Genomic DNA, 18,309 nt, shown 5'->3' with positions numbered 1-18,309 from the left:
CACCTTATATTTTAGCCCTGATCAGCGATAGCTTGTTCAAAGCCCGTAAGGATTTCTTCTGCACCAACAAACGCTGCACGTTCCAAAGGCTTAGAAACCACAGGCGATGCTTCACCGCCATGAATACGTCTTACTGGATGATCCAAGTGATCAAAGTAGCGTTTCTGCACTTCTTCAACCACCAGACCACCGTAAGAATTAGTAACACAGCCTTGCTCCAGTACGATAACGTGATTGGTTTTTTCAATACTAGCGCCAATGGTATCCCAATCAAGTCCAGCACGGTCTAACGATCGAAGGTCGATAATTTCAGCGTCTATACCATGCTCTTCACAAACGTCCATCGCCCTACCCACCATATTTAGATAGGTTAACACAGTGAATTTAGCACCTTCTCGAACCACTTTAGCGGTACCGAGAGCGATAAAATAATCATCATTATCAACTGCGGCAGGCATCACTTTGTTATAAAGTTCTACACTTTCAATCACCAAAACTGGGTCTTCACACAGCAAAGCAGAGTTCATTAAACCAACATAATCAAACGGGTTAGACGGTGCCACAATGCGCCAACCAGGCCACATAGAAAACAATCCTGCAGGATCCATAGAGTGTTGAGAGCCATATCCTGTGCCGATGGCTACCTTGGTGCGCAATACCAAAGGCATGTTAATGGTGCCCCCGAACATATGCCGCGCTTTAGCAATTTGGTTAAACAACTGATCCGCTGCGACTAAACCAAAATCAGGGTACATTAGCTCAACCACTGGACGATATTTACCAGTCACGGCAACCCCTCCAGCTAAGCCAACAAAACCATGTTCAGCTATGGGTGTCGGTACACAACGATCAGGCCAGCGCTCGGGGATGCCCTTCGTCGCTCCGTTAGTGCCACCAATCAGCTTATGCACGTCTTCCCCTAACACAAACAAACGTTCGTCCGTATCAAAGCGGCGCACCATATTTTTAGCAATCGCAGCAATGAACTTAGTGGGTGCAAGCGTGCCAGTAAAATGTTCTTGCTCTACATAGTCTAGATGCTCTAACTCTTCTAGGTTACTTCGTAGACTGTCATCACAGGTATTGGGGTCTGGCCACAATTCCTCACGGATAGTTCGGGTACCATTACTAGTGACAGTTAATCTTGCTGCAGCATTAGCAGTTAACTCAGCTGCCTCTGCGCCCATGGCATCGCAATCCTCTTGACTGAGCCAACCTAAATTGATCATTTTAGCTTCCATGAAGCGTAATGGATCACGTGCAATCCACTCCTGCTCTTCTTCTTTTTCACGATAACCAAAGGCACTACCCTTAACCCCACCACTGTGGTGATAGAAACGATACACATCGACTTCTAATACAGCAGGGCCTTGACCATTGCGTAACAGTTCGTTCACTTTTTGCATGGCCATACGCACGCTAATAGGATCCATACCATCTACTTTGAAGGAGGGAATACCAAAGCCAATACCACGGGCAGACATACGCGTTTCACGGGCTTGTTCGGCCACTGTTGTAGACACCGCATAACCGTTATTTTCGATATAAAAACATAGGGGTAAATCATAAAGAGCGGCTAGGTTAAAGGTTTCAAGCACATTACCTATGTGACACGAACCATCGCCAAAAGCCGTTAACACAACTTTACCCTTGCTATCTCGTTGTTGCGACCACGCAGCACCGGCAGCAGTAGGTACGCCGCCACCAACAATAGCATTAGTGCCAATCACGCCAGCTTCTTTCCAGCGCAGATGCATAGAACCACCACGACCACCACTATAGCCAGGCTGTAAACCCATAATTTCAGCCATAGTTCGATACACAGTGTCCTTGACGGCTGGGGAAAATTTCCCTGCCGATGACTCAACATTTTGTTCATGTACATGATTTAACGCTTTAGCGAGAAATACATGGTGGCCTCGATGGGAGCCATTCACCAAGTCATCCGTGCCAAGTTCTGACATAGCACCCACAACAGCCCCATCGTGGCCAATACTTAGATGCAAAGGACCGTGAATCAAGCCATTATTATTTAGACCTGATAAGGTTTCTTCGAAGGCACGAATAATATGCAAATGGGTGAGCATTTTTATACATTCAGGCTTACCTATTTTTTTCCAATCGGCATCCGTTGCCGTGATTTGCAGCCATTTTACATCTATGGGTATATTTGTTGCCTTGGCCACGGCCATTACTCCTATCAATTAGTGATTACACGGTTCTTGATGTGTTAAGACCCCGTTTGCGATTCAGTGGGGCTTTATTACCAATCGATTGCGATGTATTTTTTCTCAGTAAACTCATGCAAACCGTCTTGTGAACCTTCCCGACCAATACCACTTTGTTTAACCCCGCCAAAGGGTGCCGCTGGGTCAGAAATAAAGCCCCTATTCACTCCCAAAACCCCTGCTTCTAACTTTTCTGCAACCGCTAAGGCGTTGCCCACATTAGCGCCAATGACATACGCAGCTAAACCAAACACTGTGTCATTTGCAGCCTCAATAACTTCGTCTTGACTAGTAAATGTGACGATCGGGGCTACGGGACCAAATATTTCTTCGCGCAGGATATCCGCATGCTTAGGTATATCAACCAACACCGTGGGTTGATAGAAAAAACCAGGGCCTGCAATTCGTGAGCCGCCAGTTAACACTTTGGCCCCTAACTCTATGGCCTGATCCACCAGTTGCTCTACTTTATTGATCGTACTCGCATTCACTAATGGGCCAACATCTACGCCCTCTTTCATACCGTCACCCAGTACCAATGCCTTCATAGCTTGGGCAAGGCCTGATGAGAATTCTTCAGCACGACTGTGATGCACATAAAAGCGATTGGCACCAATACAAGATTCACCCGCATTACGCATCTTGGCAACCATAGCACTATCTACAGCAACCGCCATATCCGCGTCTTCTAATACGATAAATGGTGCATTACCACCCAGCTCCATTGAACAGTTAACCACCCTTTCACTGGCTTTTGCCAATAACAACCGACCCACCTCAGTCGAACCAGTAAAAGATATTTTTCTAACCCGTGAGTCACTTAAACTGACTTCAGACACCATGGAGGAGCGTTTAGATGGAATCACATTCACCACACCTGCCGGCACTCCAGCTTGCTCTAGCAGTTGAGCTAAATACAGCGCTGTTAAAGGAGTCTCTGATGCGGGCTTGAGGATAGTGGTACAACCCGCAGCAAGTGCTGGTGCTATCTTTCGAGTGCCCATGGCGGCTGGAAAATTCCATGGCGTAATCAATAAACACACCCCCACTGGTTGGTTTTTAACCAATATATTGTTTGCCCCAGACGGCGCACGCATAAACGTACCTTGATCGCGACAGGCTTCTTCGGCATACCAGCGGAAGAACTCAGCCGCATAACCCACTTCACCTAACGCTTCAGCATGGGTCTTACCCTCTTCCAAAGAAATAAGTCGAGCAATGACGTCTTTATACTCGATCATCAATTCAAAGGCTTTACGCAAAATTTCAGCCCGTGCACGAGGCGAGAAGCTAGCCCAACTATGACCTGCATCATGAGCCGCTGCAATGGCACTAAGTACATCCTGCTCACAGGCAGAAGCGACACTGGTTAAGGCTTGATTATTGGCTGGATTAATAACTGAAAAGGTGCCTCCATCTGCTGCTGGCACCCATTGACCATTAATATATAAGTCGGTGGGCACGCTAGTGGCTAGATCGACCGTGAGTCCTGCAGTAAACTGACTTGTCATGTTAGTTCCATTAGTTCAAGGAGAAGTAAAAAGTGCATGATTAATATGCATTAGCCACAAACAGTTCTTGAGCAGGGAACAAAGTAAGTATCTTACAACCATCAGCAGTGACCACAACCTCTTCCTCAATACGCGCTGCACCGCTACCATCAAGCGCTGGGCAATAGGTTTCTAAGGCAAATACCATACCTTCCTGCAGCTCAAACGGCTTATCAAACGACACTAAACGGCTAATTATTGGACGCTCATGCAATGCCATACCTAGACCGTGACCAAACTGCAAACCAAAGGCTTCCATTTCATTGGTAAAGCCAAAATCCTCTGCCTTGGGCCAAACTGCTGCAATCTTATCAGTGGTTAAGCCTGGCTTAACCAACGCAATTGCATCATCTATCCACTCACGTGCTTGCTTATAGGCATCCGATTGGCCTTGCGTCTTGAAACCTACGTTCAGAGTTCGGTAGTAACAGGTGCGGTAACCCATATACGAATGAATGATATCAAAGAAAGCCTGATCTCCTGGCCTGTACATACGGTCGGTAAAGTTATGAGGGTGCGGGCTACAACGTTCGCCAGATACGGCGTTGATCGCTTCAACATCGTCTGAGCCGTTGTCATACAAGAACTTATTAACTAATCCCACCATTTCGTTTTCACGCACACCTGGCTTTAACGCTTCAGACAGGTGATGGTAAGCACCATCAACCATTGAGGCCGCAGTGTTGAGTAATATGATTTCATCCATGCTCTTAATCATGCGAGCATCCAACATGACTTGCTGAGCATCCACTACGTTTAGGCCTTCAGCTTGCAGCGCAAACATCATGGGAGGTTCCACAATGTCGACACCAATGGGCATATCAAATACGCCTTCCTTGCGGCACAAATCAGCAATCTGTCTTGCCGCATTACGGAACAAGCCAACATCTTCTGGAACAGAGCCCCGTAGACCCAGCATGCCAGCCATAACCCGATCTTTCTCAAGCCAAGGATTGTGCAGGCGGTGGTGCGCTGCAGCCGAGCCAAAGTCCCATAAGTAAGGTTCTGAGTTGCCTGTAAATAAGGTATAACGACAAACCTTATCGCGTGACCATTCACCAATAACTGTACTGGTTAAGTAACGAATATTATTGTTATCAAAGCACAACAATGCACCTATATTAGAGTTGGCCAAGGCCTGACGTGCTCGAGCAGTTCGGTAATTGTGCAAGCGACGAAAATCAACACGCTCTTCAAAATCTACGTTCATGCGCCCAGGAGCTGGGATCATCCCCGCCCAATCCCAGTGCGGATCGATATCACCTGGCATTACAATCTTAGGGTCAGTAGATGTTAATATAGTCATAATGTTACCTTATAAATTCTAGTATTAGTGTGTTGTCACTGCAGTTTTAGAAGTGATGATCCCAGCTCTTCTTTGTTAATAATATTGGCCGATGCAGGTCACTTACATAAACCTTTAATTACTGCATGTGTATCCGGCCAAAACAAAATTAATGCAACCGATTGCATTCATATTGCACCATAATATAAAAAGTTAGTCAACCTATTTAATACCTAGTTATTTTAGAAAATATCTACTATAACCAACAATAAGAGTGAGTTGCAGATGATTGGTTAGATACAAGATAGCTAGCCATACTCTAAGTATTTTTTTTAAACTAGATCTTGACTTAATAATGCATTCATGGTGCAATCGTTTGCACATAAGCCAAATACGCTTGACGAAACTGGCTGAGCCTTAAAATATAAAACTAAACGTAAAGGAAATGACTTATGGACACTACCCGCCTACAGGGCAAGAATATAATGATTACGGGCGCAGCCCGTGGCATGGGCGCAGCAATTGCAGAGCATTACGCAGCACAAGGAGCTAAAATTTGTGTTGCAGATGTTAATCTCGAAGGGTGCAATGAGGTTGTTGCCCGCATCAATGCGAGTGGTGGGGAATCAATTGCTGCAAAAGTAGATGTCACCAAACGTGATCAAGTAAAAACCGCTGTAGAAGCCACCGCTAAGGCCTTTGGCAGCATCAACGTGATGCTAAATAATGCTGGGGTCAATAAGCCGCTAATGTTCTTAGACATTACGGAAGAAAACTGGCAACACATCATGGATATTAACGCCCTAGGCACCCTAATTGGTATGCAAGAAGCAGCCAAACAAATGATCAAGCAAGGCAAGCAAAGCGAGCCTTACAAAATCATCAACGTGGGGTCTATCCTGTCACGCCAAGCGTTTGACGACGTCGTCCCTTACGCCTGCAGTAAGCATGCTGTTTTAGCCATGATCAATGGTGGTGCCAAAGCCTTGGCAGCAGAAAATATCACTGTAAACGGCTATGGCCCAGGGGTAGTAAGAACCGAGCTATGGGAACAACTAGACAAAGATCTAGTCGCTATTGGAAAGTTTGAAAAGGAAGGCCAGTCAATGGACCAGTTGGCAGAAGACATGATCTTACTGAAGCGCTATTCTTACCCAGAAGATGTGGTAGGCACAGCAAGTTTCCTTGCGAGCGGCGAATCTGATTATATGACCGGTCAGTTGATTATGATCGATGGCGGCATGATTATGCAGTAACAACACCTACGAGACGAACCACTATCCAGTGACAGTGGTTCGTCTGCTTTACTGCACTTGCCATCTCCCAAGTCACCATCCCCCTCTGGCTGTGCCACGGCACATTAATTTTCTTCAAATAGCTCTTCATCCTCAAGCTCTTGAATAATTTGATTATGCTCCAAGTTTTCAACCATCAATGAGCCACTAGCAGTACACCTCTTCTACGAATGGATACTTCAGCCCCTTTTGGCTTGAAACAACTACCCCAAGGAGTCAACAATGACTTACCGTTATACCACCCAAGAAAATTCAATCATTTAGGCATAAAAATACAATAATACTGCGTAATAATCGTGCTTATAGTGCTTTGGAATGAGCCCCTGAAACTGACTCGCATGAGCTACGATAATTTCTTCAATCTTAACCGATTAATCAAGACGAATAAATCTTAAATTCTTAACGTTATCATTAGGTTGATAGATTTTATCCTCAAACTTTATGTAATGGACTTTTGTATTTACTAATGTTAATAATGGGGCTTACACAAAGAGACAAGTTATGTTTACACAAGATTTTAAAGAACATCCTTATTGGTGGGATCGTAGCGCGCCACCAACAGAGCAAAACATAGAACTTCCTAAAAAAGTTGATGTCCTTATCATAGGCGCAGGTTACACAGGGCTTCATGCTGCAATCCAGACTGCCAGAGGGTCAAGAAACACGTTAGTCATTGATGCCGAACATGCTGGCTGGGGCTGCAGTACAAGAAACGGTGGACAAGTCAGCACCAGCATAAAACCGAGCTTTTCTGAGCTTGAGGCAACACACGGTAAAGACATGGCTTTTGCCATTCATAGGGAAGGTGAAAAATCCTTACATTTTACTGGAGACTTCATCAGAGAAGAGTGCCTTGACTGCAGTTATGCTGAGGTGGGGCGTTTCCATGCCGCACACAACACTGCGCAATATGAAAAACTTGCGAGGGCGGTTGAAGATCAAGTTTCTGGATTTGAGGATGGCGCTTATATGGTCCCGAGATCAGAACAGCGCTCTGAATTAGGCACAGATATCTATTTTGGTGGGGCTATCTACCCTCAGCACGCCTCAGTCGATCCTGCTGCCTATCATAAAGGCTTGCTGGGTAAAGCGCATGAAGCCGGCGCGGTCATTATTTCTTACTGCGCAGCTGAGAATATCAACAGGGATAAAAATGGTTTTAGTGTAAAAACCTCAAAAGGTATTGTGCAAGCCGATAAAGTCATTATCGCTACCAACGGTTATACGGGTTCTTTAACACCAAGGTTGCAACGCCGGGTGATTCCTATTGGCAGCTATGTGGTTGCGACAGAGCCTCTTGCGAATGACCTTATGGACCAGCTAATGCCAAAAAATCGCATCGTTAGCGACACGCGTAAGGTGGTGTATTATTACCGTCCAAGCCCTGATAGAAGCCGTATTATATTTGGTGGACGCGTCTCTATTGGAGAGACTAATCCACGCCTGAGCGGCCCCAAGCTCCAGCACTCATTATCTCAAATATTCCCAGAATTAGAAAATACAAAGATCAGTCATTCCTGGATGGGCTATGTGGCATTTACCTTTGATTCACTCATGCATGTAGGAGAAGAAGATGGCCTTTACTATGCCATGGGCTACTGTGGCTCAGGAGTGGGCATGGCTGGGTATCTTGGAATGAAACTTGGGCAACAGGTGCTTGGGCTCGAAGGAGGTCAAACAATTTTTAATGAAATTAAATTTCAGACACGCCCACTATATGCAGGCAAGCCCTGGTTCCTTGCCCCGTCTCTCATGTATTACCGATTCATAGACAGCTTGAACATTTAGCTAAAAATCCGGTTCCAAGGCGTAGACCGCGATAAGACAGCCGTTTTTGGTGGTTGAATTATGGACAGTGCCGTCGCGAAGCCACACCAGATCGCCAGGGCGATATTCGACGCCGTCATGGTCTCTTAGGTCTCCTTGGATAATCAAGAATTCCTCGTCGCCTGAGTGTTTATGCGGCACAGTCACAGCTCCTGGCTCCATTTTATAAATAAAGAAACCACTGCCTAAAGGTTTGTCATCATTAAGTTGTAGAACCTCGCCGTCTGGTTTACCGTTTGACTGAATTGGAGTGAACACACTTTCAAAAATGTTCACCACGCGTCGGTCTGTATTAGGGATTGGCTTCATCATGTATTCCTCAGGTGTAATGGTAGCAAGCTTCCGTGGCTTTATGAATTGAGGCTAGGCATTTCGCGTTTGAATAGTCCTTGTTCTATGATGTCAGGGTCGGCCTCAAACTCCTGCGCTGCTTGGTGACCAGAAAATACTGCGTCGGCAATCAAACCCGGCGCCAGCGCGTCACCAATTAAGGCCACCGACATCGCCATCGAGGTGCCGTCGTCTTTTTGCCACTGCTGTAATTGCTCATACAAGGGTGAAGCCGATTCGCGCTCTGTAACTAATACCAAACTAGCGCAAGCAAGCCATTCATCTTGGCCCCCATATACACATTTCAATTCAACCCCAGCATGGCCAGACTTTTGGCTAACGCTAACAATGATTTTGTTGGTATAGATGCCTACTCCCTGAGCCACCAATCCCCGTTGAATTTGTTCTTGCTCAAGAGTAAGTTCAGTAAAGGGCGATACAATGCTGGCACTGGTGACAAAAAGAACGTCGTGGCCTAAGTCACTCAAGTGATCGGCCAACACGCCGCCCAAGTAACCTTGATCATCGTCATAGATCACTACTGGGCCTTGGCCAAGAGGAACACCACTCATAACGTCATCGGGGGTATAAACGGCAACCTGCTCTAATCCTGCTATCGGCTTACGAGAGGTACGGCCAATACCATCTTTTCTCCAGATAGCGCCAGTGGCAACAAACACCTGCTCAATACCCAACTCCAATACCTGTTGGACATCTAGAGCACTGTCGAGGTAAATATTAACATTGTCCATCTGTTGTAATTGATAGATCCGGTAATCACTTACACGGCGCCATATAGCCAAGCCCTTTAAATTAGACTCAGCTATTACACGACCCCCTAACTGTTTACTAGCTTCACTAAGAATAACTTCATGACCACGATTAGCCAGTTGTAAAGCGCATTCCAAACCGGCAGGCCCAGCACCCACGACCAACACAGACTGAGGTGTTTTAGCAGGCGCAATTTGTTCTGGATGCCAGCCACGACGCCACTCTTCTCCCATGGTGGGATTTTGTGTACAACGAATGGGCACACCTAAGTTATCGCAAGACACACACACATTGCAGCCAATACATTCTCGAATTTCTTCGATCCTTTGTTCGCGGATTTTATTGGGCAAAAAGGGGTCTGCAATGGACGGCCTTGCCGCACCGATAAAATCAAGGACACCTTGTTTAATTAACGACACCATCATGTCCGGTGAGGTCAGTCGTCCCACGCCCACCACAGGTTTATTCGTCACTTGTTTTACAAACTTCGTGTATTCAGTCTGGTAACCTGAATCTGGTTTAAAACGAGAGGTGGCTGAATCATTTGACCAACCAGACACATTCACGTCCCACAGGTCTGGTATATCGGCCAGCATTTCCACAACCGCCCGCCCTTCTTCATGCGCTTGCATACCGTCAACACCCGCCATTTGGTCCACAGCGAAACGGAATGCCACGGCACAGCTGTCACCTATGGCTTCTTGCGTGTCCTGCAGCAGTTCCCGGGTGAGTCTCAGCCGGTTTTCCAAACTGCCGCCGTATTCATCCGTTCGTTGATTATATTCAGGTAATAAAAAATGATGAGGCAAAGACATCTCGTGCCCAGCATAAACATAAACGATGTCAAAACCCGCTTGCTTAGCACGTATAGCGGCAGCTTTATGCCAACGACGAAATTCTCGAATATCGGCTTTATCCATGGCACGAGCTTGTTTTGGATAAATAATGTCTAAAGAACGGCTACTGGGTGCCAATGCTGGGGTCCGAGAATATAAGTTAGAAGTGTGGCTGCCGTTATGCACTAATTCAACAGCTGCCAAGGCGCCATGCTCATGTACACTCTGAGTCATTAATTGCAGTGCTGGGATATCACGTTCATCCCAAAGACGCTGCTCTACAGCGGGTGATAAATCAGAACTGGGATGGATTTCTGTTTCTTCAGTACTTACCACAGCCCATCCACCTTGGGCTTTCATGCCCCGCATAGCGGCGTGGGCTTGGGGGCGTAAGTGCCCCATACCACAGCAATGAGGCACTTGATAAAAGCGGTTTTTAGCCGTCACTGGGCCGATTTTAACGGATTCAAATAACACATCATAATTAGACATTTACTTTGCCCCATGGCAATTAATAATTAATGCTCTACTTTGTGTTCGCATCACGTTCTAGCAGGTGCTTCTGGCGGATCATTAACCAACATGCTAGCAATACGCCAATCGTGACCATCACAATCATAATCGTCGCCAGTGCATTAATGTCTGGACGCAAGCCTACTTTTACCCGCGAGTAAATGAGCATAGGCAGAGTATTCGACCCTGGCCCAGATACAAAACTGGCTATAATTAAGTCATCAATCGAAAGAGTAAATGCCAACAGCCAACCTGCAATCATACCGGGGGCCAATAATGGCAGAGTAATGTCAAACATCACTCTTAACGGCCGAGCACCCAGATCCTGAGCGGCATCTTCCAAATCAGTACCCATGCCAGAGAGGCGCGACTGAATAATGATCGCAACATAGGCCATCGAAAACGTTATGTGAGCAATAGTGATGGTGGTAAAACCCCGCTGTGGCCAGCCAAAAGCATGACTTAAAGCAATAAAGAGGAGTAACAATGACAAGCCGGTAATTACTTCAGGCATGACCAACGGTGCAGTGATCAAGCCTGTAAAGAGTGTACGCCCTCGAAACCGTCCAAAACGCACCAGGGCAATGCCTGCAAGCGTTCCCAGTATCATCGCAAACGTCGCATTAACCAAGGCGATGCGTAAGCTCAAACCTAACGCGGCCCACATCTCTTCACTTTCAAATAATACGGTATACCAACGCGTTGAAAAACCACCCCATACAGGCACAAGCTTAGAATAGTTAAACGAATAAATAATTAGTAAAATCATGGGTACGTAGAGAAACGCTAGGCCAAAGCACAGCATCGACAGGACGAAAGTTGATCGCCTCTGCTTCATAAATCCCCCCTTTCTCGCGCCTGAATGCGTTGATATAGCATCATCGGCAGCACCAAAACGATGAGTAACACAATGGCAACAGCAGAGGCTAAAGGCCAATCACTATTGGCGTTAAATTCATCTGACAGAATTCTACCGATCATCAACACGTTGCCACCGCCTAATAGATCAGGAATCACAAATTCACCAGTAGCTGGAATAAACACTAACAACGATCCGGCAATAATGCCGGGAGCGGTTAGCGGCAGAGTTACCGTGAGAAATGCAATGGTAGGTTTAGCACCCAAATCTGCTGCAGCCTCATCGAGGGAAGCATCAAGCTTCTCCATATTCGCATACAAAGGCAAGATCATAAATGGTAGGTAGGAATACACAATGCCAATGTAAACAGCCAGTTCTGTATAGAGCATCCGAATCGGTTCATCGATAACACCCAGCCAAATCAAGAGGCTGTTAATTGTCCCTTGATCTGCTAGCAAACCCATCCATGCATAGACTCGCAAAAGAAATGACGTCCAAAATGGTAAAATGACCAACATTAACAATATATTTTTGGTGGTTGGGTTGGAACGGGCAATGCTATAGGCCATCGGATAGCCAATAAGTAGGCAAAGCACGGTTGATACAGACGCTATTTTTACCGAATTGATATAGCTTTTGATGTAAAGATCATCTTCCCAAAGATAGCTATAGTTTTCAAAAATTACTCTAATGCTGAGCACACCGTCTTCGGCTCTTTCATACAACGGGGAGTATGGGGGGCTTGCAATCAATGACTCAGCAAGGCTGACCTTAATAACGATAATAAATGGTGCCAAAAAAAACAACAGTAGCCAGATAAAAGGTATACCAACAACAAGAACCTTCCAGTGCGACTGCAACATGTCGACCAAGCGTGATAGCATTCTGATCCCGAACTGTCCCAATGAATGATCAGTATTATTCACAACGCTCATTTCATCAGCACCACGGCGCTAGATTGGTCCCAGTTCAGATAAATTTCTTCGTCCCAGTCTATCGAGTGTCGATCACCCTTAGGTCGCTTTTGACTAGGCACGCTCACTTCAATAATTTGATCATTACTAATACGTATTCGATAGGTGGATGTTTTGCCATGGTAGCCAATATCAACAACCACTCCTTTGAGCTGGTTCGTTGTCGCATCCAAAGATGTTTTAGATAGCGTGATTTTTTCCGGGCGCACTGCCACCCAAACTTTAGTTCCCTCAATGATCGACATAGCGTGATCGGTATAAAGTTCTACTTCCAGCTCTTTACTGGCAACAACAATATGATCAGCGCCACTTTGACTAACCCGCCCCTCGAACATATTCGCAGAACCGATAAAATTGGCTACCAGTCGCGAATCAGGGTATTCATAAACTTCTGTGGGGGTACCAATTTGCTGAAACTTGCCTGCGTCCATCATCGCCATGCGGGTCGACAAGGTCATTGCCTCTTCCTGATCATGGGTGACAACAACAAAGGTTACCCCGAGTTGATCTTGAATGTTTATTAATTCGAATTGCGTCTGCTCCCTTAAGCGCTTATCCAATGCACCTAGGGGTTCATCAAGCAGAAGAACTTTAGGTTGTTTAACCAGAGCACGGGCTAGGGCGACACGCTGCCGCTGCCCACCCGATAGTTGATGGGGTTTACGCTTAATAAAGTCTGACAGTTCAACCATGCTGAGAATTTCATCAACACGCCGTTTGATTTCGTCTTTTGGGATTTTATCGCGCTTGAGCCCATAGGCGACATTCTGTTCAACCGTCATGTGCGGGAATAGCGCGTAAGATTGAAACATCATGTTGATAGGGCGAGCATATGGAGGCACTTCAGTCATATCAACACCGTCGATATAAATAGTGCCACTTGATGGGGTCTCAAATCCAGCCAGCATACGCAGTAAAGTTGTTTTCCCACAACCAGATCCGCCTAATAGGGAGAACAGTTCGCCTTTGTAAATATCGAGATCGATATTATCAACTGCAGTAAATTCACCGAATTTTTTACTAAGACTTCGAATTTTGATAAATGGCTCAGCGTCAGCATCGAGCCAGGGTCTATCAGAATAATTGGTTTGCTGTGACATCGTGAAAATCCAATGGCATAAATTAATAGGTCAAAGGCCATACAGTTACCGTTCTAAAGAACAATAACTGTATGGCCTGAGACATTATTGGCCTGATTTAAACTTTGTCCAAGCACGAGTACGTGCTTTCTGTATTTTTCTTGGAATAGCTTTATATGTGTACATTTTCGCAACCGATTCGGCAGTAGGGTATGCAGCTGGGCTACCTGTAACTGCTGGATCAATCAAGTCAAATGCACTTTTATTACCGCTGGCATACCATGTGTAATTACTATTAGCAGCGGCCACTTCAGGACGCATCATATAGTTGATGAACAGGTGTGCATTTTCAACATTCTTCGCGTCTGAGGGAATCACAAGACCATCAATCCACAACATCGCCTTACCGTTTCCTGGTGGTACGAAAAACTCAAGCTCTACGCCAGTGTTTGCTTCTTCGGCACCTGACATGGCTAATAAACCATCTGGTCCCCAGGTCACCGCAATACAAAACTCTTTCAGCGGCATTTGATTGTAGGCGTAATTATCGAAGGTTTTAACGTAAGGTCGAATGGCAGACAACATTTCTTCCGCTGCGTCATAGTCCGCCTTATTCGCTGAATAGGGATCTAGCCCCATATGTGCCAACGCCATGGGCAGGATGTCTGTGGGCGAGTCTAAAAAGGCTACTCCACACTTTCCCAGTTTTTCCATATGTACCGGATCAAAAACCATATCCATTGATCCAATGGGAGCGTCTGGGTAGGTTTCTAGCACCAATGCCTTATTGTATGTAACGCCGTGTGTGCCCCACATATAAGGAGTGAAATAATGGTTACCCGGATCAATATTTTGATCCAATTGATTTTGGAGGCTGTCCATTATATGTTTTAGATTAGGTAGTTTGGATTTATCAAGCTTCTGCAGAATATTGGCGGGAAGTAACCTTGCAACCGCACTACTTGAGTGACTCACCACGTCGTAACCAGAGCTGCCAGCGAGCAATTTTGACTGAATGGATTCTTCCGAGTCATAGTTATCATAGGTAACTTTAACGTCAAATTCTTTTTCAAAATTAGCGACGGTGTCTTCAGCAATATACTCTGCCCAGTTAGTCACATTTAACACACCTGCGGCATAGCCAGTAGATGCACCAAACGCCAGGGTAAAGGCTATTGTTCCAGTCGTTAAATGTTTAACGAACTTATTATTTTTATATTTCATGTTCTCTCCAATTTACATGTTTTATATGTCCATAATTTTGAACACTTTGTTCAGAATAATGGTCATGGTAACAAGTCTAATGATTAATTAAAACAACTTATTATTTTTTTATGTCAATAATGACCCTTTATACTCCTCTATCGTGCTTTTCTCCAACGGAAACATAAGTGCCATTAAATCAAACACTGTTTTATTAGCCTCCTTTGGGCTGAATTTACTTTCTTCAATAAGGCAACTTTGCCAAAGACCATCGAGCATCCCCTCAACGCCCATCGCAGCTACTTCGGCTGACACAGACGTTTTTACACCCGTACATAACTGGGTGCACAAACTGAGCAGTGTAGATGAAAACTCACTATCCGTTTGCCCACAAACTTCCTGATACGTCGGCCTGGATTGTGATGCACCCCAAAATGCATACCACACTCCCACATTCTTGCGATTACACACCTTCGGGCTGAACGCAGACATCACTATTGAGCACAATTGATCAATAGGGGCCTCTCCAGCCAAAGCAATCGCAGATTTCCAGTTGTCAGTGTATTCCTTGGACAAAAACCGCAAGACCTGTTCAAGTAACAGATCCTTAGTTTGGAAGTGAAATATAACCACCCCCTGCGACACGCCTGCATGCTGAGCTATTTTGGCTATGGTAGTTTGTGATAAGCCGAACTGATCAATACATAGAATGGTAGAGCCAATTAATTGTTGCTTTCGAAGTAGTGATTGAACCGCTCTACTTCGGTGTGACTGAGGGCTTTTTTGAACTTCAGCAACGTCCATTGACGCTCCTTATTGATCGGTATATAACCATCATTATTATTGACAAAAAAAGTTTTGTCCAGTATAAATTGACTGAGCACTTACTCAGTGAATTATAATAATCTGCACCAATACGAGCTAAACTGGCTTTTGGAGATCTATGAGCAACCCTACCTCCCATGTTCAAAAGCAGGACAACCGATTTATCCACCCTTGGGACAACTTCCAAAACCTGGGCAACAATCAACGTACCGTGGTTGAAAAGGGAGATGGAATTTATATTTATGATAGTCAGGGCAACCGCTTAATAGATGGCCCCTCCGGCATGTGGTGCGTCAATATTGGACATGGCCGTGAGGAAATGGCGCAGGCAATTTATGATCAGGTCATGCAGTTACCCTTCACCTCTCCATGGTCGATGACCACCAGTCCAGCCGCGCAATTTAGCGAAGCTCTTGCGGCTGAAGCACCAGGTGATCTTAACCACGTATTCCTTACCACTTGTGGATCAACAGCCGTTGATTCTGCTTTGCGCTTTGTACAGTTTTATAATAATTATCGAGGCAAACCTGAAAAGAAAAAAATCATTTCTCGATTAAAGGGCTATCACGGCAGTACTTATCTGTCTGCAAGTGTGTCAGGCAAGGAACGAGATAAAAACTATCTGGATTTTGCGACTGACCTTGTGCACCACATACCTGCACCACACCCGTTGTTTAAACCAGAGCAGATGACTGATGCAGCTTTTCTCGATCAATGTGTTGCCGACCTAGAAAATAAAATTATTGAACTGGGACAAGACAAGGTTGCGGTTTTTGTTGCTGAACCCATCCTTGCGTCTGGTGGCGTCATTGTTCCACCAAAAGGCTATCACAAGCGTTGCCTTGAAGTATGCCATCAATACGACGTGCTTTATATATCCGATGAGGTCGTCACTTCCTTTGGCAGACTTGGACATATTTTTGCCTCCGAGGCTGTGTTTGATATTGTGCCTGATATTATCACCACGGCCAAAGGTTTGACTTCAGCTTACATCCCCATGGGAGCTTTTTTGATTTCAGATAGATTACTCAATGAATTCAATAACCCAGACCTTGAAAGCGCTATATTTTCAAATGGATTTACTTATTCAGGGCATCCGGTTGCCGCTGCAGCTGGATTAAAAAACCTTGAAATAATAAAGCGTGAAAAACTTTGTGAAAATGCCCGCGAAGTAGGTACTTACTTTCAGGAAAGAATTAAATCACTTTACGATATACCCATTGTTCGAGATGTCCGTGGGCTGGGCCTAATGGCGTGTGTTGAGTGCGAACTCACTAAGGGGGCAGACGACCTAGAAATGGACTATGAAATTGGTGAGCGCATTGATCAACATTGCCAAGCCATGGGCTTAATCGTTCGACCACTCGCCAATATGTGTGTCTTATCGCCACCACTGATTATTACCAAAGCACAGGTCGATGATTTAGTTGATATTCTCTACAAAGGCGTAGAGTTAGCCATGCAGGATTGCATCGCTGACGGGACCTTTAAAAGCGTTTAAGTGTGTGTATTTTCGGAGCTGTAACAATGAATTTTATGAGTCCAGAAACTGTGTTTGCACAAGCGAAAAATAGCCGCCAAGGCTTGCCTGCATGGACATATAATAATGCTGAACTAACTGATTTAGAAATCAATAGTATTTTCTTGAAAACCTGGTTGTGGGCTGGCCATATCTCAGAGCTTGCTGAAGCTGGAGATTACCAATGTATGGAGATGGCCAATGAACGTGCGATCATTATTCGTGGCGAAGATGGTGCTATTCGCGCTTTTCACAACGTGTGTAACCATCGTGCATCAAGAGTTGTTCCCGACGATAAAGGGCATTGCAGAAATGCGTTAGTGTGCCCTTTTCATGGCTGGTCTTATCATCTTGATGGACGCTTAAAGAATATTCCTCGGGCCGAAACATTTCCTGCTATCGACAAGTCTACTTTGGGGTTGAAACCCATCGAATGCGAACTATGGCACGGTATCATCTTTATCCGATTTTTTGGCAGTGGCCCCAGTGTTGCAGAAACTTTTAAAGACGCCGAAGCAGAAATTTCACTCTACAAAATTGAAGACATGCAGCCAATTAATGAGCCTTGGACCATGGAATTTAACTGTGATTGGAAGTCGATCGTCGATATTGATAGTGAAGGGTATCATGTACCCATGGGACATAAAGATTACTACGACTTAGTGGGCAGAAGTTATTTAGATCAAGTGTTGAATGATCAAGTGAGTCGTTCATATGGTGATATTGATGCAGGCAAACATAAATCTCAACTCAATCAAGGTTATGTGAATACACTGCCCAAAGAGAGTTATCTACCCCCTTCACATCAACGGCAATGGATTTACTGGTCCACTTTCCCAGGCTTCGTTATCACGCTGTTTCCAGATCAGATTGAAATTTATCACTCTTACCCCATCAGCTTTCAAAAAAGTGCCATGGCTGGGCGCAGTTATGCGCTTGTAGATGAGCGACCCGAGATGAAAAGTGCACGTGAATACAATCGAAAGATTAACATAACTGTGGGTCAGGAAGATGTACAACTCGTAAAATGGTCCGCAGAAGGTATGCGCTCAAGTGCCTTTAATGGTGCGATAATGTCTGATTTAGAGGTGGGAACCGGCGCCTTTCACAATCAGTTACGCAGAAGCCTTCCAGTGACATCGTTAGATGTTCCGCCCTCTGCGGGCACCCTAGCACAGACCAATCAACAGATGGTGGAAGCAGATTAACCTCACC

Annotated in this window: 14 protein-coding genes; 4 read left to right on the top strand and 10 right to left on the bottom strand. The window is 45.2% G+C overall.

What is annotated here, in order from left to right:
* Window positions 1-11: 11 nt before the first annotated feature.
* The 3 genes from ABXT70_RS04405 to ABXT70_RS04395 all read right to left on the bottom strand — a co-directional run bounded on the left by ABXT70_RS04405 (window position 12) and on the right by ABXT70_RS04395 (window position 5,084).
* The gene (locus ABXT70_RS04405) at window positions 12-2,186 is read right to left on the bottom strand and encodes an alpha-ketoacid dehydrogenase subunit alpha/beta (protein WP_443641960.1); all 2,175 of its coding nucleotides are present in this window, start codon (window positions 2,184-2,186) and stop codon (window positions 12-14) included.
* A 77-nt stretch (window positions 2,187-2,263) separates the two neighbouring features.
* Window positions 2,264-3,739, bottom strand: a complete 1,476-nt coding sequence (locus ABXT70_RS04400) for an NAD-dependent succinate-semialdehyde dehydrogenase (protein WP_443641959.1) — start codon at window positions 3,737-3,739, stop codon at window positions 2,264-2,266.
* A 40-nt stretch (window positions 3,740-3,779) separates the two neighbouring features.
* A complete protein-coding gene (locus tag ABXT70_RS04395) occupies window positions 3,780-5,084 on the bottom strand; it encodes a M24 family metallopeptidase (protein ID WP_443641958.1) in 1,305 nt (434 codons plus the stop codon).
* Between the two features lie 431 nt (window positions 5,085-5,515).
* Between ABXT70_RS04395 and ABXT70_RS04390 the strand changes: the two genes are divergently transcribed.
* Both ABXT70_RS04390 and ABXT70_RS04385 read left to right on the top strand, forming a co-directional pair.
* The gene (locus ABXT70_RS04390; protein WP_443641957.1) at window positions 5,516-6,319 is read left to right on the top strand and encodes an SDR family NAD(P)-dependent oxidoreductase; all 804 of its coding nucleotides are present in this window, start codon (window positions 5,516-5,518) and stop codon (window positions 6,317-6,319) included.
* Between the two features lie 540 nt (window positions 6,320-6,859).
* Entirely contained in the window at window positions 6,860-8,146 is a 1,287-nt protein-coding gene (locus ABXT70_RS04385; RefSeq protein WP_443641956.1) for an NAD(P)/FAD-dependent oxidoreductase, read from the top strand.
* Here ABXT70_RS04385 and ABXT70_RS04380 read toward each other — a convergent pair whose 3' ends face one another.
* From ABXT70_RS04380 to ABXT70_RS04350, 7 genes are all read right to left on the bottom strand, one after another.
* Complete coding sequence (locus ABXT70_RS04380) at window positions 8,147-8,497, bottom strand: cupin domain-containing protein (protein WP_443641955.1); 351 nt, start codon at window positions 8,495-8,497, stop codon at window positions 8,147-8,149.
* 38 nt (window positions 8,498-8,535) lie between these two features.
* The gene (locus ABXT70_RS04375) at window positions 8,536-10,614 is read right to left on the bottom strand and encodes an oxidoreductase (RefSeq protein ID WP_443641954.1); all 2,079 of its coding nucleotides are present in this window, start codon (window positions 10,612-10,614) and stop codon (window positions 8,536-8,538) included.
* Between the two features lie 34 nt (window positions 10,615-10,648).
* Entirely contained in the window at window positions 10,649-11,473 is an 825-nt protein-coding gene (locus ABXT70_RS04370) for an ABC transporter permease subunit (protein WP_443641953.1), read from the bottom strand.
* Complete coding sequence (locus ABXT70_RS04365) at window positions 11,470-12,429, bottom strand: ABC transporter permease subunit (RefSeq protein WP_443641952.1); 960 nt, start codon at window positions 12,427-12,429, stop codon at window positions 11,470-11,472. The genes ABXT70_RS04370 and ABXT70_RS04365 overlap by 4 nt, the downstream gene beginning before the upstream one ends.
* Window positions 12,426-13,568 (bottom strand): ABC transporter ATP-binding protein, encoded by a 1,143-nt coding sequence (locus ABXT70_RS04360; RefSeq protein WP_443641951.1) that lies wholly within the window; start codon window positions 13,566-13,568, stop codon window positions 12,426-12,428. The genes ABXT70_RS04365 and ABXT70_RS04360 overlap by 4 nt, the downstream gene beginning before the upstream one ends.
* An 84-nt stretch (window positions 13,569-13,652) precedes the next feature.
* Window positions 13,653-14,771, bottom strand: coding sequence for an extracellular solute-binding protein (locus ABXT70_RS04355; RefSeq protein WP_443641950.1), 1,119 nt, complete (start codon window positions 14,769-14,771; stop codon window positions 13,653-13,655).
* 108 nt (window positions 14,772-14,879) lie between these two features.
* On the bottom strand, window positions 14,880-15,554 hold the full coding sequence (locus ABXT70_RS04350; RefSeq protein ID WP_443641949.1) for a TetR family transcriptional regulator C-terminal domain-containing protein: 675 nt from the start codon (window positions 15,552-15,554) through the stop codon (window positions 14,880-14,882).
* Window positions 15,555-15,693: 139 nt separating this feature from the next.
* On the opposite strand from ABXT70_RS04350, the gene ABXT70_RS04345 reads away from it, so the two are divergent.
* Together ABXT70_RS04345 and ABXT70_RS04340 are read left to right on the top strand one after the other, a co-directional pair.
* Entirely contained in the window at window positions 15,694-17,076 is a 1,383-nt protein-coding gene (locus tag ABXT70_RS04345) for an aminotransferase (protein WP_443641948.1), read from the top strand.
* A gap of 26 nt (window positions 17,077-17,102) precedes the next feature.
* Window positions 17,103-18,302: an aromatic ring-hydroxylating oxygenase subunit alpha gene (locus ABXT70_RS04340; protein WP_443641947.1), complete on the top strand. Its 1,200-nt coding sequence runs from the start codon at window positions 17,103-17,105 to the stop codon at window positions 18,300-18,302.
* Window positions 18,303-18,309 lie beyond the last annotated feature (7 nt).

The organism is Candidatus Njordibacter sp. Uisw_039 (assembly GCF_047730075.1).
In the GTDB taxonomy this organism is placed as follows: domain Bacteria; phylum Pseudomonadota; class Gammaproteobacteria; order Pseudomonadales; family Balneatricaceae; genus Njordibacter.
This window is presented reverse-complemented; position numbering and strand designations above follow the sequence as displayed.